The organism is Trichocoleus sp. ST-U2 (genome assembly GCF_039961875.1).
GTDB lineage: Bacteria > Cyanobacteriota > Cyanobacteriia > Cyanobacteriales > FACHB-T130 > FACHB-T130.
In genome coordinates this window covers 18430-43606 of the sequence record NZ_JAMPJY010000021.1, presented here as the reverse complement: position 1 = coordinate 43606, position 25177 = coordinate 18430, and the positions used below count along the sequence as shown (strand labels likewise).

The window sequence follows — 25177 nt, the reverse complement described above, 5'->3', positions numbered from 1 at the left end:
TCAGGCATCGATTTAATCTTCTGATAACCTACAAAATTCGGAGATTCTTTAGCTGTCCGGGTTCGGTCAGGCAGTTCTTAAAAGTTAATAATCTTTCACTTGAGCGATTGCAAAGAATGCTACGATTATACACCGCCGTTTGAGACCTAGACCATTGCGGCGATCGCATTCAATCCCGATCGCGGACTGTAATAACCCGCACTGTTTGCAAGCAGAGGTTTGTTCTAAAGCACTTGCTTGTAGAGCTATTGAATTCTGAGCTGAGATTGAAATAACCAACGCTTTTTCCAATGAGAGGTTGGCTCTAAAGCACTGGCTTGTTGATCGATTTGACGACGCTGCAAAATCGCATCAGCAGGTTCGCACAGATGAGGGTCGCGGTAGGGAATGGCAGCTTTGGTGTGCAAATGCTCTTGTTCTTGTACTGAAAGCGCCGCTATATCTAGGTTTGTAAAACTAGCGACCGTTCCAGGCGATCGCCTTCCCACAGGGAATGTCGCACCAATTTGTAACCCAGCGGCGATTAAAGCAGCCCGCACCGCCGCCGCACAAGAATAAGTGGCAAGCCTCCCATCGGGTTTTAAGCACTTGGCAACCCAGCTTAAGAATTCCACCGTCCACAATTGCGGACATCGGGGGGGTGAAAAAGGATCGAGAAAAATCGCATCTGCCCGGAAGTTTGAGTGGTATATCTGCTGAATTGTGGCTCTGGCATCTCCCACGATTAGCTGAGCATTCAGGCGTTCGGTCTGAACTTTGCCAGAAGTGGCTAGCTGGTGGAAAATTTGAGCGTTTTCTGGGTTCCAGTGGTTCAAGAGATGGTGCGCGATCGCTGCTTTTGGTACCGATGCATCTAATTCCAGCCCCACCCACTCCACTCGGCAATTTGGATTCACTTCCCAAATCGTTTCCAAAGCCGCCGCGGTGTTGTAGCCCAGACCATAACAAATATCCAACAAATGTAATGTTGGTTGCTGTGCTTTCTGCCTAAGTTGAGTCGGTTCGACAAACTTAAGTTCGGCTTCCTTCTTCGCACCCTGCTGACTATGAAAAGTTTCGCCAAACTCTTCTGAAAAGAAGGTGAATGAGCCATCAGCGGTGAGTTGAGGTGTGAAGATGCCCATGTCTTGCATTTTTTAGAGAGGAAGGCAGGTTAATAAAGCACTGCAAAAACTGCTTAAGCTCAGTTGAAACTAAATTTAATTTTTCCAGATGACGAGTGACTCTTAGGCAAACTGCACGACTTCGGCTACGCTTGCCCACTCCTGAACCCACTTTTTACATAATGCATCAATCACTTCAGCCTCTTTAATACGAGATAACATGAAGCCCTGATTACCAAGATGCTGCTCTATGGAAGCTCTAAAGTGAGAAATTTTCGGTCATTTATTCTTGAAAACCGCTCGTGAAATCTTTCTAATAAGCAAATCAAAAGTTTATCATACCGCTGATTAAATGCATTACCAACGGGTTGCAGTTTATTTGGTGAAACTGGTTTAGTTTTGGTCAAAATGTAACCTTTACAGCTTAGCGATAATTTCGTGTCTTGCTATCTATTTTATTGGTTCTAACACTCAGCTAACTCTATAAATTGTAAGTGAGTCGCATGGATACTTGGAGTTGAATTCTAAACAGAAACGCGATAGCTTCTCCACTATTGCCGTGGCAACACAGATGCGATCGCTCCCTGAAGACTTGTACACTGTTTTGATTGCAAACAGTCAAGTCAATGACCGATACCCCTTTTGTCGTTTCCGCCCAGTGGCTTTCCGAACACCTGAACCTTAGCGCAGCGGCTCCGGAGCTTTCGCAAGTTATCGTTGTGGATTGTCGCTTTTCCCTTGCCAATCCGGAATTGGGACACCAGCAGTATCTCACCAGTCACATTCCCGGTGCCTACTATCTGGATCTCAACAAAGACCTTTCTGCACCCGTCGGACAGCACGGGGGAAGGCATCCATTGCCCAATCCCGATGAATTAGCCAAGAAGTTAGCAGCCATTGGGGTAAATTTTCAGGAAACCTTGGTTGTTGCCTATGATGATTCCCGATTTGCCTTTGCTGCACGTCTCTGGTGGCTGTTGCGCTACCTAGGGCACGATCGCGTGGCTTTGTTAGATGGCGGCTTTTCGGGATGGCAGGCAGAGGAATATCCGGTTACAGACGTTCTTCCAACGCCACACAAAGGCAAGTTTGTGCCTCAGGTGCGACAAGACTGGGTAGTAGATATTGAAACCGTCAAAGCTAGAAAAGACTTGCCAGGAGTGGTATTGGTAGATTCGCGGGAAGGCGATCGCTTTTCTGGCGAACAAGAACCCATTGACCCAATTGCCGGTCATATCCCCGGAGCCGTAAACTATCCTTGGCAGGAAGTATCGAGTAGTCAATCTTACCTACGACCGATGACGGAACAACGCGCACGATGGGTAGGCTTAGAGCAAGCTGAGGAGGTTTTAGTCTACTGTGGTTCTGGCGTTACCGCCTGCGTAAATCTGTTGTCTTTAGAAATAGCGGGAGTTCATACGGGCAAGCTATATGCTGGTAGTTGGAGTGATTGGTGTTCTTACCTGTAAATACTATAAAGGCAGTGCTTAAGTACTTGCCCTAACTATACGATAGTGTCCACTAGGACAGTAATAGAGTCCTCAACTAAGGTAGAGTTTAAAGAAGAAGTTATGTTTGACTTTATCGGTGCTGTTCCCCTTTTTCGACTTTAATCGCCGATTTTGCCCTAAAAACCTCCTGAATGCCAGCAGGTTTTGGGGAGATCCGGAAAGATAAAAAAGAATAGGGATTGCACTAAAGTACTTATGAATAATTATTCGTAACAAATTGCTAGAATAAATCATTCCACTAAAATTCTTTTCTACAAATTTTAGGTTTTAGTTTCTATGGCTTTCTTAATGAACCGTCTTTCTATTTTTGTAGACGGGAACAATATGTTCTACGCTCAACAAAAAAATGGTTGGTTTTTCGATCCTAGGCGAGTATTGGAATACTTTAGAAAGGAACAGCCCGATACAAATCTCATCAACGCCTTCTGGTACACCGGGCTAAAAGATCCGCAGGATCAGCGAGGATTTCGAGACGCACTAATTAGTTTGGGATACACCGTCCGTACAAAAATTCTTAAAGAATATTACGATGACACTTCCGGTCGCTATTCGCAAAAAGCGAACTTAGATATTGAAATTGTTGTTGATATGTTTAATACAGTAGAACAGTACGATCGAGTAGTTTTATTCAGTGGAGATGGCGATTTTGAAAGAGCCATCGAACTGTTACGTTCTAAAAATACGCATATTACAGTAGTTTCCACAGAAGGAATGATAGCGAGAGAGCTAAGAAACGCTACAGACCGCTACATAGACCTGAATGAAATTCGGGAATTTATTGAAAAAACTGAATATTAGTCTTCAAACCTTAGTTTTTTTGGCTATAACTAATTAGCAAGAACTAATGACTAACGGCGAATGAATCAAAGTTGAAGGATGTGTTTTTTTGACCTATGAACGTTGAACCTAGCCAAGACCGGATTATTATTTTCGATACGACCCTTCGAGATGGGGAACAGTGCCCCGGCGCAACTCTGAATGTAGACGAAAAGCTGAGTATCGCGCGACAATTGGCTCGTTTGGGCGTGGATGTGATTGAAGCGGGGTTCGCTTATGCTAGCCCAGGAGATTTCGAGGCAGTTCAGAAAATTGCCAAGACAGTCGGGACAGAAGATGGCCCAGTTATCTGTAGTTTGGCAAGAGCGATCAAAGCAGATATTGAAGCCGCGGCAGAAGCGCTAAAACCGGCGGTAAAAGGTAGGATTCACACCTTTATTTCGACATCTGATATTCACTTAGAATATCAGCTAAGAAAGACAAGGGCTGAAGTGTTAGCGATCGCAGAAGAAATGGTCGCCTACGCTAAATCCTTCATGGACGATGTAGAATTCTCCCCAATGGATGCCGCTCGCTCCGATCCAGAGTTCCTCTACCAAGTGCTAGAGCGGACAATTGCGGCGGGTGCCAAAACTGTCAATATTCCCGATACCGTTGGTTACATGACTCCCAGCGAGTTTGGTGACTTAATTAAGGGAATTAAAGAGAATGTGCCGAATATTGACCAAGCAATCATTTCCGTACACGGTCATAATGACTTAGGCTTGGCGGTGGCGAACTTCTTGGAAGCCGTGAAAAATGGCGCACGACAGCTAGAATGCACCATTAACGGCATTGGCGAAAGAGCCGGGAATGCTTCACTCGAAGAATTGGTGATGGCACTCCATGTCCGGCGTCAGTATTACAATCCATTTTTAGGACGCCCAGAGGAGTCAGAAGAACCCCTCACGAATATTGACACAAAGCAGATTTACAAAACATCTCGGTTAGTTTCCAACTTAACAGGGATGTTGGTGCAGCCGAATAAAGCAATTGTGGGCGCAAATGCTTTTGCACACGAGTCTGGCATTCACCAAGATGGGGTGCTGAAAAACAAGCTCACCTACGAAATCATGGATGCCCAATCTATCGGTTTAACCGATAATCAGATTGTACTGGGCAAACATTCCGGTCGCCATGCCTTCAGCGCTCGACTGAAAGAATTGGGATTTGAACTATCAGAAAGTGAGTTAAATAAAGCCTTTCTGAAGTTTAAAGACTTAGCGGATAAAAAGAAAGAAATCACCGATTGGGATTTGGAAGCGATCGCTAACGATGAAATCCAACAAGCCCCAGAACTTTTCCGCTTAGAATTGGTGCAAGTCTCTTGCGGCAGCAACTCTCAGCCCACCGCAACCGTTACACTTCGCACTCCAGCCGGCGAAGAACTCACAGACGCCGCCATCGGGACGGGACCCGTAGATGCCGTTTATAAGGCAATCAACCGCGTCGTCAACGTCCCCAACCAACTGATTGAATTTTCCGTTCAATCGGTAACGGCTGGAATTGACGCTATCGGAGAAGTCACGATTCGCCTACGGCACCAAGATCGAGTATTTTCCGGTCATGCTGCCAACACCGATATCATCGTCGCCTCCGCCCAAGCCTATGTCAACGCCCTGAATCGGTTGTATGTTGTCTTGGAAAAAGATGAGACGCGATCAGCCGTAATTTCTCAAAAAGTATAAACCGCAAACAGCAATAGAGGTACGCAAAGTGAGAAAATCCTTTGCGTACCTTTTTATTTAATTCTGAATACCCAGCATGAAAGAAGATATTTTTGACAAAGAGAAAAAATTCCACGATCAATGGGCATCTACCATTGATGTAGAGGGAATTAAAGTCAAAGATTATTTTGAGGCTTGTACTGCCCCTGAAAACCGTTTCATCCTCAGACGACTGGGAGATATCAGAGGCAAAAAGCTTCTCGATTTAGGGTGTGGTGCTGGGGAAAATAGCGTTTACTTTGCCAAAAAAGGGGCGCTGTGCGTGGCATCTGACTACTCTCCCGGCATGGTGGAAGTCGCCCTACAACTGGCAGAGAAAAACGGCGTCGAGATTGAGGGGCGAACCATGAATGCGATCGCGCTCGATTGCCCCGATAATAGTTTTGATATTGTCTACGCCTCGAATTTGTTGCACCATTTACCCAATCCGAAACTCGCCATTCGGGAAATGCACCGGGTGCTTAAACCGGGTGGAAAAGCTTGTTTTTGGGACCCTCTGAAACACAATCCAGTCATTAATGTGTACCGCCGGATTGCGACGAAAGTGCGGACTGAAGATGAAACGCCGCTGGATATTAATATTGTTAATTTTGTCAAATCCCAGTTTTCAGAAACGTCTTACGATACGTTTTGGTTGGCAACGCTGTGGATTTTTCTACGCTTCTATTTAATTGAAAAAATCGATCCGAATAAGGAACGTTACTGGAAGAAAATTATTATTGAACATGAAAGATTGGCACCCAATTATCAACGGTTAGAGAAGATGGATGGCGTTTTGAAAAAGATTCCTTTAATGAAGCGTTTTGCCTGGAATCTTGCTGTAGTCGCAACGAAATAATTTGTATTTCTCAAGTAAGCGGAGGATGAGATTAATTACTGAAAATTGTTAGCTTGTTTTGAGAAAAAACTCACACTGGTTAGGTTTCTAACCTCAAACGAAGCTAAGAATTCAGTAATTTGTAAGCGTTATTAGGACTAATCCCCAGCAAAAGTCACAAGTAAAAATTAAAAATGAAAGATAAATTCTTGCATTTTTAATTTTTAGTTATTAATGATTAATGGTGGCTAGTTCATCCAGTTGAGCGAGGGTCTGCCAAACTTCGTGCAACATTTGATCTAGCCCAATGCCAGCAACCCCTGAAATCAGGAATACGGGTGCATGACTTAACTGACGAAGCTGTTGCGCGATCGCTTCCACATCACGATCGGGATCGATAGCATCCACCTTGTTCAGCGCCACAATCTGCGGACGATTTGCTAGTCCGCGACCGTAAGAGTGCAGCTCCTGCTGTATCGTTTGATACGCAACAATGGGATCTTCGCTAGTCCCATCAATCAAGTGCAGCAGTAATCGGGTACGCTCGATATGACGCAAAAAGTCGTGTCCCAACCCGGCACCCATATGGGCACCCTCAATTAAACCTGGAATATCAGCAAATACGGTGCCGTCACCGCTGGGTTTGCGTACCACCCCCAAATTCGGCACCAAGGTTGTAAAAGGATAATCTGCTACCTTCGGTCGTGCCGCTGAAATCGCCGAAATCAGCGTAGACTTACCGGCATTGGGTAAACCAATAATCCCCACCTCAGCTAAGAGCTTCAGTTCTAAACGCAGCTGCCGTTTTTCACCTGGCAACCCGTCTAAAGCATAATCCGGCGCTCGATTGCGGTTGCTCAGGAAGTGCTGATTTCCCAAACCTCCCTTGCCACCCTTCGCCACACAAAAAGTTTGCCCGGTCTCAACCAAATCGCTCAGCAACTCATCCGTTTCGGCATCATAAACCATCGTGCCACGGGGAACATGAATCACGCGATCGCGTCCCGCTGCACCCGTGCGATTATTTGGCCCTCCGCGCGAACCGTCTTCAGCCTTGAAACGATGGGTATACTTGAAGTCCAGCAAGGTTTGTAAATTCTCAACCACCTCTAGAATCAGCGAACCACCGCGACCGCCATTCCCCCCGGATGGCCCCCCAGCTGGCACATATTTTTCCCGTCGGAAAGCGACAATTCCATCGCCCCCTTTCCCCGCCTCCACTTCAACTTCTACCTGATCGATAAATTGCATAAATTTCCTTTGCTAATTGCTAATTGTTACTGATTGATCGTTTGCTCCGGGATGCCATGAACCATGAACCATGAATCATGAACCATTAGCCATTAGCCAGTCTTCCACTAACAATACGGTGACACATCTTCACCACAATCATCCGCCAAATAGGATAAAGCGCGGAAGCGCAAACCTACTAACTGTTCGTAGATGGGATTGAGCTTACACAGCGGTGGAATGTGGACAATTTTGTGACCAAATAGCTTGACATCGCGCTCAAACGGGCACTGGGCAGGAATCATTTTGCACAAGAATCTCGCCAATCGCGGATCGTGAATTTCTAGCCCATCAAGCCATACCCGTACTGGGCGCAGCACATCCCGCTGCCGAATCCGAGCCGCTGCTCCTTTGTCCGAGTCAGCGGAAATCTCGCTTTCTGAGGTAGGAATCAGCGTTTGCCGCAGCAATGAAAGCGCTTTCGGCTGCTGTCCTAATGCCTCACAAAACTGGAATAGCAATTCATCCTCGCTGGAGGAATAAACGCCATCTGCGACTGCCACCATCACAGCGGTACGCAGGAAATCTTCTGCGCTTCTGGCATCTTGCTTAAAAGCCGCTGCTAATTCATCGGCAGTAATCGGTTCGAGCGATCCCAAATCCATTGTGGGCGCTACTTGGTTCTGAGTCAGCGATGAAATTAATTTCTGTTCTTCGGCGTCAAAATTGCCGTCTGCCCAAGCAACCATTAGCAAGCCGCGTATCCAAACCGCCATTTGCTCGCTGGTATAGGGAGACTGAAGTACGCTCGTCATAACACTCTGATTTGCTTGAATTTACGTTGCGATCCCTTTGAGTCGATTCTAGCTCTGGCTCAGCCTCGGATGGCTGTAAACTTAGAGACGGATCTCCTCACTTTATTGATATTTCTGTGAATTCACCAGAATTTGGATTATTCCTGATTTCGATCCTAGCGAGCGTTGCAGGGCAATTTTTGCTCAAAGCTGGAGCTTTGAAGTTAGGCAGAGTCAATGCAGCTAATTGGATCGGTCATCTTTTAAGCATTCTCGGTACACCAGAACTTCTAGCGGGTCTGGCTTGCTATGGTTTAGGGGCTTTTGTTTATATTTTGCTACTGACGCGGGTGAATCTCAGCATCGCTGGCCCTGCGGTAAGTCTGACTTATGTATTCTCTGTGCTGCTGGGTTATTTTATTTTCCGAGAAGCGATTCCTTTGAGCCGCGTGGTGGGTTTGGGTCTGATTATCAGCGGCGTGGTGTTGGTGATTTGGAAAAATTAAATTTCGTGCATTACGCCCTGCGCTACTTTTTCTTAACCCCCATTGATTGGGCGAAAATACAGAAAGTTGCACACCGGGTGTCATTAGTAATTGCTAATTGGTTCGTATCAACCATCATCCTTCACCCTTTTAGGAGTCGCGACTGCAACTAAACCATATACTCGGATGCCATGTCGTGCGAGCGTTTGAGCCGCAGATTGAGCCGTCGCTCCTGTCGTATAAATGTCATCTAATAACAACACTGGCGTAGATGGACGGCTACGAAGAAATTCTTTTCCAAGGGAGAAAGCGCCAGCTAAGTTTTTTTCTCGCTCGGTGCCAGATAAGCTAAACTGAGCCTCTGTCGCCCGTACCCGTTCCAAACCCAGAGATCGCATGGGGTAGCCGGTATAATCGCAAAAGCTTTGAGCCAGTAAATCTGCCTGATTGTAGCCTCGCTGACTCACTTTGGAGGGGTGCATGGGGATGGGCACTATGGTTAATTTGAGCTGAGCGGATACCGGAGAATTCAGCCATGCTTGAGCAAGCCAATGACCCAACGGACGAGCCAGTTGGGGATGGTTTTCATATTTTAGGGCAGCGATCGCTCTCTTCATTGCCCCTCCATATCCGCCCCAAGCAAACACGGGTAGTTGCCCTTGCCAAAATTGGTTAGGATTGGACATCTGACAGCGTTGCAGTTGCCGCTGACAGTCTTCGCAAAATTCTTGAGAAGTCGGGCGCTGGCAGAGTGGGCAGTTGGACTTCAGAAATAGATTTAGCAAACCTTTTACAGTCTGGCTCCAATGCCCCATTTTGAGTACCTCCTCCTTTGGGGAGATTTCTTTAAAATACAAGTAGGTTTGTAAGCGATCGCGCAAGTAACGTCTAGCTTAATCTTTTACAAAATTAATGAATTTAACTTTAAGAATCAGAGTTTTTTTAAACTTTCACACCGAATTACACCAAAAAATTAGCTGAAGTTCCAGAATAATGGCTGACTCTAATCATGTCAGAAAAAAGTCGTCGAACACGAGCTTCGGGTCGCAGGTCATTGGCCCCATCCTAACAGTGGTGACGCTTGTCGCCATTGAGGTGCTGTCTCAGACAAAATTTGCCATCCCCAACCCAGGCCCGATTTCCCTCACCACGGTTGTTTATGCTACCTTCAGCGGCAGTTTTTGGGCTGGGTTGATTAGCGCAGCGATTTCGCTGGTGTATGCCCTTGGCTTCTTTTCCAACCCCGGACATTTGTTTGAGTACACAGACGAAAATGCCCGTCACTTGCTCGTACTAGCCTTCACCACACCAGCTCTGGTGTTGATGGTCGGGTTTCTAAAGCGCCGCGCAGAACAAGCTTTGAGGCTAGAGGCGACTAACGACATTCTGAATCAGCAACTGGGCGAACGCAAACAGGTCGAGGAAAAGCTGAGGAGGGCAAACGAGCGCTTTGAGCTGGCGGCTGCGGCAATTAATGGGATTATCTACGAATTGGATCTGACTCAGAACACGATAGAAAGGACACAAGGGCTGAGTGAGGTTCTAGGCTATCAAATTGAAGAAGCCCAAACAACTGTTCAGTGGTGGATGGAGCGGATTCATCCGGATGACCGACAGCGGGTACACGAGGAAATAAACAGCAAGATCGCCGCCAGTAGTAGTTTTACCGTTGAATATCGGATTCGCCACAAAAACGATCGGTATCTATATGTTTGGGATAGAGGGCTAATCGTGCGAGATGCTGATGGGCGTGCAGTGCGCGTGGTTGGCTGTACTTTAGACATCAGCGAAAGCCGAATTGCTCAAGACGAATGCGATCGCGCTCATTCGCAATTGGAAACCGAACGCGCCCTCCTAGAAGCGGTGCTGCGGCAGCTACCAGTCGGCGCGATTGTTGCGGAAGCTCCCTCCGGGAAGCTGATCCTCGGCAACGAGCAGGTGGATCGGATTTGGCGTCATCCTTTTCGGCAATCTAGGGATATTGAGGAGTACCGCGAGTACCAAGGCTTCCACGCCGACGGGCGACCTTATCAGCCGCAGGAATGGCCTTTGGCACGTTCCATCAGCACCGGCGAAGTCGTCATTGATGAAGAAATTCAATTTTTGCGGGGGGATGATACGCGGGGCACAATGCACGTCAGCTCCTCTCCGGTATGCGATCGCGCGGGCAAACTCGTCGCTGCTGTTGTCACCTTTTTCGACATCACCCAGCGCTCTTCAAACCAAGCTTTGTTAGCGACGCAAAACACGGTCTTGGAAATGATTGCCAAAGGTGCCGCCCTCCCCTCCGTACTGGATGTTCTCGCCCGGTTGATCGAACAACAGTCGGATGGCGCTCTGTGTTCCATTCTGCTGATGAACAAAGAAAAGCAAAAACTCTATCGCGGTGCAGCACCCAGCATTCCAAACAGCTACTTTCAAGCAGTCCCTGACGGGATTCCCATCGGTGCTGTAGCTTGCAGTTGCGGTACGGCGGTTTATCGGCGCGAACCAGTAGTTGTGTCGGATATTGCCAACGATTTCCTGTGGGCAGAATACAAAGATTTGCCCTTGTCTCATGGATTCCAAGCGTGTTGGTCAGTCCCGATTTTTGCCACGAATGGAGATATCTTAGGCACTTTTGCGATGTATTACCGCAAGCCGCAACAGCCTAGTTTGCACGACCAGAAACTGGTCGAGATATCGACCAATCTGGCAGGCATCGCCATTGAGCGTCACTGCACCGAAGAGGCAAAGCGGCAAAGCGAAGCCCGATTTCGGCGTCTGGTGGAATCCAATATCATCGGGGTCGTCTTCGCCGACTTTAACGGCAATGTCACCGATACCAACGACGCCTTTTTGAATCTGCTTGGCTACACCCGCCAAGAGCTGCAAACGGGCAAAGTGCGTTGGGATATCATGACCCCGGAGGAATTCGACGATTTGGATCGGCACAAAAACCAAGAAATGCTGAACTCCGGCACGTGTACGCCTTGGGAAAAAGAATACGTTCGTAAAGATGGCAGCCGCGTTCCAGTTCTCGTCGGGTTGGCTCGGTTGGAAGAATCTCCCGATAGTTGCGTTGCTTTTGTCCTCGACCGCACCCAACGCAAGCGTGCAGAGGAAGCACTCAAAGAAAGTGAAAAGCGGTTCCGTCAGCTGGCAGAAAACATCGATGAAGTGTTCTGGATTCGTTCGGACGCTCCGAAACAGTTACTCTATGTTAGTCCCGCCTATGAAAAAATCTGGGGTCGCACGACCGTAAGCCTTTACGAAGACCCTTCATCCTGGGTGAATTCCATCCATCCAGAAGATCGAGAGCGGGTAATCGCTGCGGCGAAAAAGCAGAGCTACGAAAAGTACGATCAAGAGTATCGGATTGCCCGACCCGACGGCGAGGAGCGCTGGATACGCGATCGCGCTTTTCCGATCCAAAACGATCGGGGAGAGGTTTACCGCATTGTTGGCATTGCCGAGGACATCACTCGCGCCAAGCAGTTAGAAGCGACTCTGCGGCAACAGGCAGAAGAATTAGAGAGAGCAAGCCGGATCAAAGACGAATTTTTGGCAATCGTCTCCCACGAACTGCGGACGCCCTTAAACGCGATGCTGGGTTGGGCGACGATGCTCCGGACGCGGAAACTCAATGAAACCACCACCGCGCGGGCGCTAGAGACGATTGAGCGCAACGCCAAATCACAGGTAAAACTGATTGAGGATTTATTAGATGTCTCGCGCCTAATTCGCGGGCAAATCCGCCTGAATATTCGTCCAGTTGACCTGATATCGGTAATTGAGTCATCCATCAATACCGTCTTACCTTCCTGCGAAGCCAAAGCGATCGCTCTAGAATCAATGCTCGTTCCTGATATTGGCGTTGTGATGGGTGATGCAGAACGCTTGCAGCAAATCGTCTGGAATCTCCTTTCCAATGCCATTAAGTTCACACCGGAAGGCGGACGAGTCACGGTAAAGTTGTCAACGGTCAAGGGGAATGAGTCATCGGGAATCGAGAATAGCAACCCATCGAACCCATTCCCCATTCCCAACCACGCCCAAATTGAAATCAGCGACACCGGATTGGGCATCAGTCCTGACTTTCTGCCCTACGTCTTCGAGCGCTTTCGGCAAGCGGATAGTACAACGACGCGATCGCAAGCGGGTTTGGGGCTAGGGTTAGCCATCGTCCGCCAACTGGTGGAACTGCATGGCGGCACCGTTGAGGTGACGAGTCCAGGAGAAGGACTCGGAGCGACCTTTACAGTGCGGTTGCCCCTCTTAGAAAGGACACAGGTAGGACTAAAAACTTCAGGAGTGTTAGCGCAGCGGCAGGAAGTGCAGATTGACCTAGAACAAGCAAATGAGAAAACTCAAAATTCCTCTTACTCCTCAACCCTCAACCCTCAGCCCTCAGCCCTCAGCCCTCTTCCCTCCTCTTCTGTCAGTCCTCAGTCCTCAGCCCTCAGTCCTCTTCCCTCCTCTTCCCTCACTCCTCCTGTCCTGAACATTCTGAGTGGAGTGCGGATACTGGTTGTAGATGATGAAGCAGACGCACGAGAATTTCTTTCCACAGCCTTGGAACAGTATGGAGGAAAGATACTTGCTGTGGCATCCGTTCTCGATGCCTTAGAAGCACTCGAACAGTTTCAGCCGGATGTCCTTGTCAGCGACATCGGAATGCCCTTGGAGGATGGCTATTCGCTAATTGCCAAAGTTAGGAACCATTCGGCAGAACGAGTGAGGCGGCTGCCAGCACTCACACTCACCGCCTATGCAAGTTCGGCAGATACCGAGCGAGCGAGCGCTGCGGGTTTCGATGGACACATCGCTAAGCCAGTTGAGCCATCCCTGTTAGCAGAAGCGATCGCTAAGCTTATTCGCTAGACGCACTGCTTGCTCAATTGGCTGAAAGAACGAGAGCGGCGCGATCCCCAAAGTCGGGATTTAACCCTCAAAATAGTATCAGGAGGGGAAAAGCAATCTATGCATATCATACCTTGGGCCGCTCTCGGCTACGGGCTAGTAGTATCTATTTGTACTTTGCTGGGTCTGTGGCTAGGGCCGGAATTATTAAACAATCTTTTTGCAGCGAATGGTTTTATCCCACATGGACATTGCTACTTGTGGAAACCAGGGTTGGTGTCACTTCATGTTGCCACCGATACGTTAATCGGACTGGCGTATGTTTCGATTTCAGTGACGCTAGTTTATTTAGTCCACAAAGCGCGTCGAGATATTCCTTTTCATTCAGTATTTATCGCCTTTGGATTTTTCATTATTGCCTGCGGTGCCACGCATTTTATAGAAGTGTGGACACTATGGATGCCCGTTTATTGGCTATCCGGAACGATTAAATTAATTACAGCGATCGCTTCAGTAACGACAGCCTTGGTAATCCCGCCATTAGTTCCTCAAGTCCTGACCCTGATTGCCTCTGCAAAAACCTCTGAAGATCGTAAACTCCAACTAGAAACGGCAAACGTTGAGTTAGAGACGCTTTACCAAAAACTTAAGGAACTCGACCAATTAAAAACCCAATTTTTTGCCAACGTTAGCCACGACTTGCGGACACCACTTGCCTTGATCTTGGGGCCAACGGAGAAACTGCTTTCCGAGCCGAATCTGACCAACCCAGAACAACGTCACGACCTAGAATTGGTGGATCGTAACGCCCGTACCCTGCTCAAACGGGTCAACGATTTGCTGGATGTCTCCAAGCTGGAGGCAGGCAAAATGGAAGTGAACTACGCACTCAGCGACGTGGCTGAGCTGGTGCGGCTGATTGCTGCCAACTTTGAAACCATTGCGGAAGACCGTCAGATATCCTTCGTTGTCGAAACTCCTTCATCTCTTAGGGCGAGTGTCGATCCAGATAAGTGGCAGCGCATCTGCTTCAATCTACTTTCCAACGCCTTCAAATTCACCCCGATGGGGGGTAGTATCCGCTGCATCCTTGCGGAAGTCAGTCCTCAGGAGCAGGGGCACAGAGGCACAGAGGAGCAAGTCTTCGCCCTGGACTCCCTGTCGTCTTCATCCTTCACCCTCACCATTGAAGATACTGGCCCAGGCGTGCCACCAGAACTCCGGGAAGCCATTTTTGAGCCGTATCGCCAAGAGGAATTCGTTACTCAGCAAGGATTTGGCGGTACTGGTCTGGGGCTAGCCATTGTTAAGGAGTTCGTTGAATTGCACGGCGGCTCCATAGAAGTTAACCAGGCTCCAAAAGGCGGGGCAGTTTTCACGACCTGGATGCCGCAAGCAGCACCCTCAGACGTTCTAAGTACCAATACAGAAGGGTTGCTAGTACCCGATGGGAATCGCGATTTTCATCTGGATGGGGAGACGATTGCGATCGCGCAACCAGCTGCTACAGACTCCGACAAGCTGACTTCGACAAATCTTCAAATCGATTCGACGCGATCGCCCCAGGCGAAAACATCCACAAATTACAAGGAAATTGCCCTTTCTGTAATGGCAGAACTGGGGCATCAACCCAACGATTTGGAATCGGGATTAAATTACCAGTCATCAAAAATTTTCCCATCAGAACAGTCCGCGCAAAATCCTCAAGGTGAAATTTCTAATTCTCAATCCCCACTCGTGCTGGTAGTTGAAGACAATCCGGAAATGAATCGCTTCATCGTCGAGAGTTTAGCGCCAGAGAATCGGGTCGTAAGTGCCCGGAATGGGCAGGAAGGATTGGACAAAGCGATCGCCCTGCATCCTGACTTAATCCTCACCGATATGATGATGCCTCAAATGAACGGCGACCAGCTAGTGCGGGAAGTCAGAGCCATCAAGGAACTCGATACGATCCCGATTGTTCTGCTGACGGCGAAAGCAGACGACGAGCTACGGGTGCAGATGTTACGAGAAGGCGTACAAGATTACCTGATGAAGCCCTTTCATATCGAGGAACTCCGGGCGCGGGTGGGCAATGCGATCGCTATGAAACGCACCCGTGAGATTCTTCAGCAGGAGTTACAAACTCTGGATATAGACCTCGCCACCTTAGCCAAAGAACTCACCTCCCGCCAGCGCGAATTGCAGGCTTCCCATCAAAATTTAGAAATTCGGGTTCGGGAAAGAACTGCCGAACTCGCAACAGCGAATGAATTACTTCAAGAACAAATCGCCCTGGCTCAACAAGCCGAACAAGAGCTGCGGAAGAGCGAACAACGCTTCCGCAGCTACTTTGAACTTCCTTTAGTCGGAATCGCCATCAGTTCGCCAGACAAAGGTTGGCTGGACGCCAACGATAAATTGTGCGACATCTTTGGCTATTCCCGGCAGGAACTCACGCAAATGACTTGGGATCAATTAACTCATCCCGATGATTTGCCAGCCGATGTAGAGCAATTCCAGCGGATTTTAGCAGGCGAAATTGAAGCCTACTCAATGGACAAGCGGTTTATCCGCAAAGATGGTCAAACGATCCACGCCAGCATCTCGACTCGCTGCGTGCGCCGTACTGACGGCTCAATTGATTACTTCGTGGCTCTCGTTCAGGACATCACCGAACGGCACCAAGCACTTCAAGCACTCAAATGGGAAAGATCCATCCTTCGCAGCTTCTTCGATAGCGCTTCTTTGATGATGGGGATTGTCGAGTTGGTGGAAGATGACATCCGGCATATTTCTGATAACTCCACCTCAGCAAAGTTCTTTGGGCTAACTCCCGAAGCGATGCAAAATCGACTGAGTAGCAGTTTGGGCGTCCCGCCGCAATACCTGCGATTGTGGATTCATCAATATCGGTTGGCTCAACGCACCCAGACAACCATCCGCTTTGAATACCCTCACGAGACTGACTTAGGTAAGAAGTGGCTGTCTGCTAGCGTCTGTCCCATCGAGGGAGCTTCCAGTTTGCATCCGAAATTTGCGTATGTGATTGAGGACATCACCAACCGCAAGAAATCTGAGAAAGAACGGCTCCAGCTCGTCCGCGAACAGGAAGCGCGTGCCCAAGCTGAAGAGGCGCAGCAGCGTTATCTCTCCCTAGCAGAGGCGATACCGCAGATGGTGTGGACGGCACAGCCAGATGGGTCAGTGGATTACTACAACCAACGCTGGTTTGACTACACGGGAACGACGCTGGAGCAAGCCCAAGGCTGGGGATGGCAGCCTATACTTCATCCAGACGATTTGCAGGCATCGGTAGACGGCTGGAACAATGCCATTGATACGGGTGAGACTTACGAAGCCGAATGCCGTTTTAAGAGAGCCTCAGATGGCGTTTACCGTTGGCATCTGGTTCGGGCGTTGCCGCTACGCGATCGCCATCAATGGGTCGTCAAGTGGTTCGGGACTTGCACCGACATTGACGATCGCAAACGCGCGGAACAGTCACGGCAATTCCTCTCGGAAGCTGGCGTCGTGCTGGCTGACTCGCTGGATTATCAAGCTACGTTAGAACGCCTCGTACATCTGGCGGTGCCGCACCTTGCCGACTGGTGCGCCGTTCATACAGTTGAGCCGGATGGCTCGATTCGCCAACGAGCGGTTGCCCATGCAGACGCCTCAAAGGTTGAGCTGGCATGGGAGGTAGAGCGTCGTTATCCCTTCGATCCCAAGGTGCCCCGTGGTTTGGCGAAAGTGTTGCATACAGGTGAGGCAAAACTCGCTCCGGAGGTTTCCGATGAATTGCTCGTCGCGATCGCCCGCGATCCGGAACACTTGGAAATCCTCCGCAAGGCAGATTTCAAATCTTATATGTGCCTACCATTAATTGCCCGTGGACGAATCTTGGGAGCGATCGCCTTTATTACTGCCGAATCGGGTCGCCACTACAATCAGGCGGATCTCTCCTTGGCTTCTGAACTGGCTCACCGCGCTGCCCTGGCGGTAGACAATGCGCGACTTTACCACGAAGCTCAAGAAGCCAATCGCATGAAAGACCAGTTCCTGGCGATTGTCTCCCACGAACTGCGAACTCCGATCAACGCCGTCCTGGGTTGGGCACAGCTACTCCGCAGTCGCAAGTTTGATGAAAACCGGACGGCGCAAGCGTTGGAAACTATCGAGCGCAATGCCAAGGCACAGACGCAGCTGATTGAGTCGCTTTTGGATGTCTCGCGCATGATCCGGGGGAACTTGCCCCTTAGTCTCCTCCCAGTTGACCTAGTGCCGGTGATTCAAACTTCCATTAATTCTGTACTGGCAACAGCTCAGACACGGGAAATTCAAGTAGAGACAGTGCTAGACCCTTCTTGCGGACGTGTCCAAGGCGATCCCGTCCGATTGCAGCAGGTGATGTCAAATCTACTCTCGAATGCCCTCAAGTTCACACCGAACGGCGGACAAGTGACGGTGCGAATGTCAATCGTTATTGGGAATAGGTCATCGGTAATGGCTAATGCGGAAGAATCTCACCCATTACCAATTACCAATTACCAATTACCAATGACTCACTATGCCCAAATCCAAATCAGCGACACCGGAGTGGGTATTACTCCTGACTTTTTGCCCCATGTCTTTGACTTGTTCCGTCAGGCTGATAGTACAACCACGCGATCGCATGGCGGTCTAGGGCTAGGACTCGCGATTGTCCGCTATCTTGTAGAAATGCATGGCGGCACCGTCAGCGCCCAAAGTCCAGGCGAAGGACTCGGAGCCACTTTTACAGTGCGCCTACCTCTTTTAGAGAGTACGCAAGTAGGGCTGAAAACTTCAGGACTGTTAGCGCACCAGCACGAAGTGCCGACTGAGGTAGAAAACACAAATCAAGAAAGAAAAAATTCCTCTTCCCCTTCCCCTTCCCTCAATCCTCAATCCTCTTCCCTGAATCCTCAATCCTCTTCACTCAATCCTCACTCCTCATCCCCTTCCTCTTCCCTGAATCCTCAGCCCTCAGTCCTCAGCCCTCAGTCCTCTTCCCTGAATCCTCAGTCCTCAGTCCTCAGCCCTCAGTCCTCTTCCCTCAATCCTCATGCTCTCAGCGGATTGCGCCTTCTGTTAGTGGAAGATGATGCCGATATCCGCGAAGTCGTTGTCACCACTCTAGAGGAGGCAGGAGCAAGTGTGAGAGCCGTGGCATCAGTGCCAGAAGCCATAAAGGCACTGGATCGAGAGTTGCCAGACCTGGTGATTAGCGATATCGGAATGCCGTTAGAGGACGGCTATGGGCTGATTCGCCAACTGCGGAATCGAGAAGCCGAACGCGGAGGCAAGATTCCCGCGATCGCGCTGACCGCCTACACCACTGAGGAAGACCAGCAGCAAACTCTTGCCGCTGGCTATCAGCGCCATCTTTCTAAGCCGGTGGAAACCGCCCAGTTGGTAGCAGTCGTGGCGAATCTTTGGAAATCGCCGGGTCAAATTCGGAATGATGAATAAATAATTAAGTTATGATGCATTGTTCCCTATTTACCCTTTCACCTGAGTGGAAAAACTCCACTGGCTCGACCAAATTCAACCCTTCGACCGCACCCTGGTAGGCGACAAAGCTTTTTCCTTGAGCCGAGTCATACAGCGTGGCTATCCGGTCGTGCCCGGTTTTGTCGTTCCGGCAACCGCAGCCCGTCAATTTCTCGAAAGCATTCAATGGTCGGCACCGCTTGGCTTAGACCTGCCCTATTCTTCGCTACATCTGGATGTAGATAATCCCCGCCAACTACAGAGCGTTGCTCAAACGATTCGGCAGGAAATTACAGCCGCTACGCTACCGTCGTCTTGGATGTCGGAGATAGAATCGGCACAAGCGCATTGGCAAACGAAGGTGCTGATTTTGCGCCCCTCTTTGGCTTTAGATCCGGCGTCTAAAGTTCAGGCAACCGGGGTGCTTTTACCAGAGTCTGGGCTTTTAGAATCCCACGTTTGTCTGGCGACGCCAGAGAGCTTGGCGATGGGTTTGAAGCTGGCTTGGGCAGAGCTGTTTCGTGCCAGAAGTTTGTTTTATTGGCACTGTTGGGGTATTCAGACTGCTCAGCTGAACTTGGCGATTTTAGTGCAACCCGTCTTAGATGCGATCGCTTCCGGGACTCTTCAAGCAACTCCAGAGTGCTGGGAAATTCAGTCAACTTGGGGACTGGGCAAGGCGCTAGTCTTGGGAGAAGTGGTTCCAGATTTCTATCAGGTGCAACCAGAAACGGGGGAAGTGCAAACTCGATATCTGGGCAGTAAAACCCGTGCTTATCGTCTTGAGAACTTTAGGGACGCCCAAACCAACACAAACAGCACGGAGAATTTCACAAACACCCACCCTTCTCGATTAAGGGTAGATAATTGTCTAGAAGCTTATCTGCTCAACGAAGAGCAACAAAATTATTACGCCCTGGAAGAAAAACACTTAGATGTTCTTATTCAACTGGCGAAGCAACTGAGGACTGAACTCGGCCCAACTTTTACTTTGGAGTGGACGCTCTCTCCAGGAAAAGAAAATGAAGGCAACCAGTTGTATCTCACACAAGTCATCGTTGGGCACTCAGCAATGAGCTTGAAGGAGTCCAAAATTAAAGTAGGAGCGGTTAAGGAATCCTTACAGCACTCAGTAGAGATCGGTCATTCCTCCTTGATGCTCGCTCCTTTATCCTTCTTTTCGCCCCAGACTCAGCACCGCCTACAGGAAGGGAAAGTGCCTACAGTGCCAGAACCAGACCTAAAGCCTTTGATCGAAGGGCTGGGAGCGTCAGCAGGACGGACAATTGCGATCGCTCATGTATTAACTGATTCCAATCATCTCCACTTCCCGGATACCGATGGAGATGAAAACTCGCCTGTTAATGGGAAAATTTTAGTCGTCAAAAGCATTACTCCCGATCGGCTGGTACTGCTAAAACAGGCTGTCGCTGTGGTTGCCGAACAGGGTGCGATGACTTGTCACGCTGCCATTATTGCCAGGGAATTAGGCATCCCAGCGGTTGTTGGTGCTGTCGGTGCCACCCGGCTGATTCAAACCGGCGACGCCGTGCTAGTAGATGGTGACAAGGGAGCAGTTTATCGCGTTGAGGCTCAAGCAGGCGAGCGGGAGAAAATTCTTCCGCACTCCTCTCTCTCCACCCCACACGCTGCACTTTCCACCCCGCACTCTGGAGTCCCCACTCCACACGCTGCACTTTCCACCCCGCACTCTGGAGTCCCCACTCCACACGCTGCACTTTCCACCCCGCACTCTGGACTCCCCACTCTACACGCTGCACTTTCCACTCCTCGTCCCTCAGCCCTCAGCCCTCAGCCCTCAGCCCTCAGCCCTCAGCCCTCAGCCCTCAGCCCTCAGCCCTCAGCCCTCAGCCCTCAGTCCTCAGTCCTCGCCACTCAACTGCTGGTCAACCTCAGTCAACCCAGCAGTATCCAACGCGCGGCTCAGATGCCGGTGGATGGGGTAGGATTATTGCGCTCTGAACTGATGCTGCTGGAAGTTTTGCAGGGACAACATCCTCAACGATGGCTCCAGCAGCAGCGTGAAGACGAGTTGAGGGAAATTCTTGCCCAACAACTGTGTCAGTTTGCCGAGGCATTTGCGCCGCGCCCAGTATTTTATCGCTCTCTAGATTTGCGATCGCATGAATTTCAATACTTAGTCGGGGGTTCTTTGGCGCACCCGGAAGCCAATCCGATGCTAGGGATGAGGGGAACATTTAGCTATGTTTCCAATCCTGCCTTGTTCGATTTAGAACTAGCAGCTTTAGTACAGGTGCAGCAATCGGGATATACCAATGTCCGCCTGTTGTTGCCTTTTGTCCGTACAGTGGAAGAGTTTTCCTTCTGTCGCCGCCGCGTTGAACAAGCCGGACTCAGTCAATCGCCTCAATTCCAACTCTGGATCGTGGCTGAAGTGCCGTCGGTTCTCTTTTTACTACCCGATTATGTGAAAGCAGGTGTCCAAGGCATCTCGATCGGCACCAACGATCTCACCCAGCTGCTGCTGGGAGTTGACCGAGACCAAGCGCAGATGGCGGCGGCGTTTGATGAGCGTCATCCAGCAGTCACGCAAGCGATCGCGCAACTCATCCAAATGGCAAAACAGGCAGGAATTCCCTGCTGCATCTGCGGTCAAGCACCGGCTCAATACCCAGAGTTGATCGATCAGCTTGTGCAGTGGGGCATTCCCTCAATTTCTGTGGAACTAGATGCCGTTGAGCGAACCTATAACGCGATCGCTCGTGCCGAACAACGCCTTCTCTTAGCAGCCGCCCGTCGTCAGTTGAATCAATAAGTAGCGATCGGCAAAAATCTGGTAGAGACGGTTTCAAATCCACACCCACTTTTTGCCCTTTGTCTTAAGTCATCCTATTTTCAAGGGTTGTCTTTCAAGGGGTGTCTGCCAACCGATTTTTCTAATAATTCCCTTCCGAGAAAGGTTAATAGATACTACTTAAGGCTGTTGCGCTTTTGCTTCTAATCGTGAACAACTAAAGAGTATACCTATCATAGAATTCGTGTGGTTTCACCTTGGCGAAATCCACTCCTGCTGGAAGAGTACACAATGAGCCGCGTCGTTGTCTGTTTTTACAGTGGCAGATGGATTCCAATTATGTTTTGTCCCTTGGTAGAAGCGATCGCGTTTCACCAGAATGCACTAAAAGAGGGAAAGGAAATTTTTATTTTTCCCCCTAATTGCGATCCAAACGATTTCTTGAGTGACCTAACTTATATTCAACCCCCCGTCCTTGGGGAAGCGGGGGGGTTGACAAACTTAGCAATTTTGAAACCCTACGATCGATCGCAGTCAATCGCTGATTAATAGCGGAAAATTGCTGCTACCGGAGCCTCATCCGGTACTTTTTCCGGCTCCACTGCATAGACTTTACCACCGTTCAAAATTGTATGAGTAGCGGCAAAATCCAACATATCTTCGTCGTCCACCTGTGGTTCAGGGTGTAAATCTACGGTCATGGTTTCAGGGTCAAAGTGACCCCAGCGCTGCTCGCCGACCGCCACAAACAAAGAATCAACCCGGTGATAATAAGCAGATTGGATGATTTCTTTGATATCGTGGGATACTTTACTCGTATCGTTTCCAGCCAGTTCTTTGTATACCTCTACAACCCCCTCAATATTCTCTTGTAACAGAGGCTCCACAATCGGTAAAGCGAGTTCGTGCAATTCTTCTGGCTTGAATATTTCAGGATTTCCAGTAATCCCTTGCTCTACCAAATGTTGATAAGTATTTGCCTCTTTGTAAATCGGGAAAAGATACTCAACTCCCGCTAACACTAAAGGCCCTTTCTTATTCCGGAAGAAGTCGTGCAATGCACCATCAATCTGATGGAAAAATTGCAGGAGATCCTTCTTGATATCATCCTGATCCGGGCTTCCCTGCCCGTGGAAACTACCGGGTTGCTGAAAAGTATTGTTGGTTCCCCCCTTTGATGTGGCAATCCGGATCTGACCGTCCTTGGAAGTCGCGTCATATTGGAGAGCTTCATCCTTGCTTTTCGGTAAGTTTTCAATATGCACCTCTTTGACCGTAGTGCGCGTTGCCTGAAGCAGCCGGACATCCTTTTGGCTAAGCGCTAGGATGTAGAACCGTCCATCGTTGTTGACGATAGGCAACAGTGGCTTAATGTGGAAGCGATCGCTAACGATTACCAATTCTTCAACATCAACGGGAAGCTGGTAGTAACGAAAGATTTCGGGAGAGATAAAAATTGCTATCCCCTCGCCTTGGTTTTCTTCCCAAAATTCAGAGTTATCAATCCCATTCGCTTGCTCAAGCCATGCCCTCGCCTCATCCGGGTCTATCCCCATTTCCTCCAAGCGGTTCTCAGCCTCACGCATGAGATTCTTGAAGCGAATCGGGTTTTGTCGAATCTCTGGCCCTGCCTTTTCCATCGGCATATAAATCGAGATACAGGGACTAGCGGAATTTTCTATCAAACTTTTTAATTCATCAGTAGACAATAGCGGCATCTGATTGGACTCCTTTCAAAAATATTCAGAAAGGACGACAAAAATTGGCAATCTCTAAAGAAAGATATGGCGGAAAAGGCCATACAGGAAATCCGCCCTTCTAGGGAAATAATTATGGTTGCGGCTGCGGGAAATTCTTAAATGCAAAACCCAACCTAAATTCATTTCAGACTAAGACAGGTGCGATGCCATCTTTCTTTTGATAGGAACTTTGGCTCACACCTGATCAAAATCCCAGCAAAAATCCCAGCAAGTCTTTATCTGTCAAAAAGATTCAGGGAGAATAATAAGATTGAGGGTTTCCCTGTTCCATTCCACCGCAATCGGCATTTTTATGATTGATAGCGATCGCATTCACCAGCGGGAAGTCATTGGACTGCTACCAGCAGGAGGGCAAGCAACGCGAATCGCCCCCTTACCGATGAGCAAAGAGCTGTACCCGATTGGATTTCGTCCGGTAGATAGCGGCAGCGGCACCTTACGCCCCAAAGTCGTGAGTCATTACTTACTAGAGAAAATGCGGTTGGCAGGGATTAAGAAGGCATACACCGTACTGCGTCCGGGAAAGTGGGATATTCCGGCTTATTTTGGGGACGGCACCCTGCTAGACATGAACCTCGGCTATCTGATGCTGGGGTTGCCTTATGGCGTTCCTTATACCTTGGATCAAGCCTATCCCTTCGTGCAAGACGCGGTGGTAGCACTGGGCTTTCCCGACATCCTTTTTCAGCCCGAAGACGCCTTTGTGCGTTTACTGGCACGGCTTGCGGCTGGGAATGCCGATGCAGTTTTGGGATTATTTCCGAACGATCAGCCTCATAAAGCCGGGATGGTTGATTTTGATGCCGAAGGACGAGTCCACTTCGTGGTCGAAAAACCGCCGATTAGCGATTTAAAGTATATGTGGGCGATCGCGGTTTGGACGCCAGCTTTTACCCAGTTTATGCACGAGTATCTCGCTGCAATCCAAGCTGGGCAAGTGCCACAGGCGAAAGAGTTACCGATTAGCGATGTGGTTCAGGCGGCGATTGACAGCGGCTTGCGGGTGGAAGCCGAAACGTTTCCGGATGGAACCTACCTGGATATCGGCACCCCTACGGATCTTGTGAAAGCAGTTCGTCAATTTGCGGCTGATGAGATTGATATCTAAATTGATTGATTCTCTCTCGGCTTAGCTTGAAAGAAGCAAAGGCTTAAGCAGTCGGGGAATCTGTATGATTGTGATTGGATGGCGGCTGGATACCTTTTAACCGCCTTCGCAAAATTATCCCCAAAGTCACCTGCTTCATCAGCCAGTACAAGCCAGAAATGATGACAAAGGTGACAACCATAACCACCACAGGCCATTTGCCGACTAAGTCATCCAGTACGCTAGTAAATACGGCATCCGGTTGAGTAACAAAATCCCAACTGTTGAAGCGTAGGAATCGCCCTAAATAAATGCCAATGGCGCTAAGACCATGCAAAGTTAGCTCCATCCAAAGAATGTATTTACTACGTTCGTGGCGATGTAAATAGTAACCTAGATTAATTAAAGATATAACGTAAGCTTCAAAGCCAGCCAGGATAACTAACAAATACTGGGGGATGAGAACTAGCGTAATCATCCACACCGAGTAGTTAGCGCGAATATCATGAATCAAGTGAATGATATCTGTCAACAAATAGGGCGCATTCGGCAAAAACGCGATAAAAACTAAGACTCCCGCCCACCAGATCGGCGAGCGCTTTTGCCTGCTGCGAAATAGCCAAATACTCAAAAGCAGAGGTACAAACGCCAAAAACAGATTCCACGTCATCCAGTCCAGATTGCGGGACAAAACCCGCAATATATTGGAAGTCCAGCGAACCAGCTCAAATTTCAT

The 25177-nt window shown here is 49.1% G+C and carries 16 protein-coding genes; 10 read left to right on the top strand and 6 right to left on the bottom strand.

Annotated features, from left to right (window positions below):
• Positions 1 to 245 precede the first annotated feature (245 nt).
• On the bottom strand, positions 246 to 1133 hold the full coding sequence (locus tag NC996_RS15295; RefSeq protein WP_190426987.1) for an MnmC family methyltransferase: 888 nt from the start codon (positions 1131 to 1133) through the stop codon (positions 246 to 248).
• 596 nt (positions 1134 to 1729) lie between these two features.
• Between NC996_RS15295 and NC996_RS15290 the strand changes: the two genes are divergently transcribed.
• The 4 genes from NC996_RS15290 to NC996_RS15275 all read left to right on the top strand — a co-directional run bounded on the left by NC996_RS15290 (position 1730) and on the right by NC996_RS15275 (position 5995).
• Positions 1730 to 2572 carry a sulfurtransferase gene (locus tag NC996_RS15290; protein ID WP_190673704.1) on the top strand — a complete coding sequence of 281 codons (843 nt, stop codon included), beginning with the start codon at positions 1730 to 1732 and terminating at the stop codon, positions 2570 to 2572.
• A 318-nt stretch (positions 2573 to 2890) separates the two neighbouring features.
• Positions 2891 to 3412 (top strand): NYN domain-containing protein, encoded by a 522-nt coding sequence (locus NC996_RS15285; protein ID WP_190414139.1) that lies wholly within the window; start codon positions 2891 to 2893, stop codon positions 3410 to 3412.
• Positions 3413 to 3507: 95 nt separating this feature from the next.
• On the top strand, positions 3508 to 5118 hold the full coding sequence (locus NC996_RS15280; protein WP_190686248.1) for a 2-isopropylmalate synthase: 1611 nt from the start codon (positions 3508 to 3510) through the stop codon (positions 5116 to 5118).
• Between the two features lie 76 nt (positions 5119 to 5194).
• On the top strand, positions 5195 to 5995 hold the full coding sequence (locus NC996_RS15275; RefSeq protein WP_190686246.1) for a class I SAM-dependent methyltransferase: 801 nt from the start codon (positions 5195 to 5197) through the stop codon (positions 5993 to 5995).
• Positions 5996 to 6205: 210 nt separating this feature from the next.
• Here the strand turns inward: NC996_RS15275 and obgE are convergent, their stop codons facing one another.
• On the bottom strand, positions 6206 to 7225 hold the full coding sequence (gene obgE / locus NC996_RS15270) for a GTPase ObgE (RefSeq protein WP_190414133.1): 1020 nt from the start codon (positions 7223 to 7225) through the stop codon (positions 6206 to 6208).
• Positions 7226 to 7332: 107 nt separating this feature from the next.
• Complete coding sequence (locus NC996_RS15265) at positions 7333 to 8019, bottom strand: Mo-dependent nitrogenase C-terminal domain-containing protein (protein WP_190426999.1); 687 nt, start codon at positions 8017 to 8019, stop codon at positions 7333 to 7335.
• A gap of 116 nt (positions 8020 to 8135) precedes the next feature.
• Between NC996_RS15265 and NC996_RS15260 the strand changes: the two genes are divergently transcribed.
• Positions 8136 to 8504 (top strand): EamA family transporter, encoded by a 369-nt coding sequence (locus NC996_RS15260; protein ID WP_190427002.1) that lies wholly within the window; start codon positions 8136 to 8138, stop codon positions 8502 to 8504.
• Between the two features lie 107 nt (positions 8505 to 8611).
• Here NC996_RS15260 and NC996_RS15255 read toward each other — a convergent pair whose 3' ends face one another.
• The gene (locus NC996_RS15255) at positions 8612 to 9298 is read right to left on the bottom strand and encodes a ComF family protein (protein ID WP_190686243.1); all 687 of its coding nucleotides are present in this window, start codon (positions 9296 to 9298) and stop codon (positions 8612 to 8614) included.
• A gap of 178 nt (positions 9299 to 9476) precedes the next feature.
• Here NC996_RS15255 and NC996_RS15250 point away from each other — a divergent pair, with 178 nt between their 5' ends.
• The 4 genes from NC996_RS15250 to NC996_RS15235 all read left to right on the top strand — a co-directional run bounded on the left by NC996_RS15250 (position 9477) and on the right by NC996_RS15235 (position 22143).
• Positions 9477 to 13346, top strand: a complete 3870-nt coding sequence (locus NC996_RS15250; protein ID WP_190686240.1) for a PAS domain-containing protein — start codon at positions 9477 to 9479, stop codon at positions 13344 to 13346.
• A gap of 99 nt (positions 13347 to 13445) precedes the next feature.
• A complete protein-coding gene (locus NC996_RS15245) occupies positions 13446 to 18797 on the top strand; it encodes a PAS domain S-box protein (protein WP_242037569.1) in 5352 nt (1783 codons plus the stop codon).
• Positions 18798 to 18843: 46 nt separating this feature from the next.
• Positions 18844 to 21615 carry a putative PEP-binding protein gene (locus tag NC996_RS15240; protein WP_190686238.1) on the top strand — a complete coding sequence of 924 codons (2772 nt, stop codon included), beginning with the start codon at positions 18844 to 18846 and terminating at the stop codon, positions 21613 to 21615.
• Between the two features lie 270 nt (positions 21616 to 21885).
• Positions 21886 to 22143: a hypothetical protein gene (locus NC996_RS15235; protein WP_190414119.1), complete on the top strand. Its 258-nt coding sequence runs from the start codon at positions 21886 to 21888 to the stop codon at positions 22141 to 22143.
• Here NC996_RS15235 and NC996_RS15230 read toward each other — a convergent pair.
• Complete coding sequence (locus tag NC996_RS15230) at positions 22140 to 23312, bottom strand: hypothetical protein (RefSeq protein ID WP_190686235.1); 1173 nt, start codon at positions 23310 to 23312, stop codon at positions 22140 to 22142. The genes NC996_RS15235 and NC996_RS15230 overlap by 4 nt on opposite strands.
• 352 nt (positions 23313 to 23664) lie before the next feature.
• On the opposite strand from NC996_RS15230, the gene NC996_RS15225 reads away from it, so the two are divergent.
• Entirely contained in the window at positions 23665 to 24462 is a 798-nt protein-coding gene (locus tag NC996_RS15225) for a sugar phosphate nucleotidyltransferase (protein ID WP_190686329.1), read from the top strand.
• A 43-nt stretch (positions 24463 to 24505) separates the two neighbouring features.
• Here the strand turns inward: NC996_RS15225 and NC996_RS15220 are convergent, their stop codons facing one another.
• Positions 24506 to 25177, bottom strand: a complete 672-nt coding sequence (locus NC996_RS15220; protein ID WP_190686232.1) for a DUF1361 domain-containing protein — start codon at positions 25175 to 25177, stop codon at positions 24506 to 24508.

Excerpts from the sequence above, each read along its gene's own strand:
- NC996_RS15280 (WP_190686248.1), top strand. The coding sequence starts at position 3,508 with ATGAACGTTGAACCTAGCCAAGACCGGATTATTATTTTCGATACGACC.
- NC996_RS15255 (WP_190686243.1), bottom strand. The coding sequence starts at position 9,298 with ATGGGGCATTGGAGCCAGACTGTAAAAGGTTTGCTAAATCTATTTCTG.
- NC996_RS15220 (WP_190686232.1), bottom strand. The coding sequence starts at position 25,177 with ATGAAATTTGAGCTGGTTCGCTGGACTTCCAATATATTGCGGGTTTTG.
- NC996_RS15290 (WP_190673704.1), top strand. The coding sequence starts at position 1,730 with ATGACCGATACCCCTTTTGTCGTTTCCGCCCAGTGGCTTTCCGAACAC.
- NC996_RS15285 (WP_190414139.1), top strand. The coding sequence starts at position 2,891 with ATGGCTTTCTTAATGAACCGTCTTTCTATTTTTGTAGACGGGAACAAT.
- obgE (WP_190414133.1), bottom strand. The coding sequence starts at position 7,225 with ATGCAATTTATCGATCAGGTAGAAGTTGAAGTGGAGGCGGGGAAAGGG.
- NC996_RS15265 (WP_190426999.1), bottom strand. The coding sequence starts at position 8,019 with ATGACGAGCGTACTTCAGTCTCCCTATACCAGCGAGCAAATGGCGGTT.
- NC996_RS15245 (WP_242037569.1), top strand. The coding sequence starts at position 13,446 with ATGCATATCATACCTTGGGCCGCTCTCGGCTACGGGCTAGTAGTATCT.
- NC996_RS15250 (WP_190686240.1), top strand. The coding sequence starts at position 9,477 with ATGGCTGACTCTAATCATGTCAGAAAAAAGTCGTCGAACACGAGCTTC.
- NC996_RS15230 (WP_190686235.1), bottom strand. The coding sequence starts at position 23,312 with ATGCCGCTATTGTCTACTGATGAATTAAAAAGTTTGATAGAAAATTCC.
- NC996_RS15275 (WP_190686246.1), top strand. The coding sequence starts at position 5,195 with ATGAAAGAAGATATTTTTGACAAAGAGAAAAAATTCCACGATCAATGG.
- NC996_RS15235 (WP_190414119.1), top strand. The coding sequence starts at position 21,886 with ATGAGCCGCGTCGTTGTCTGTTTTTACAGTGGCAGATGGATTCCAATT.
- NC996_RS15295 (WP_190426987.1), bottom strand. The coding sequence starts at position 1,133 with ATGCAAGACATGGGCATCTTCACACCTCAACTCACCGCTGATGGCTCA.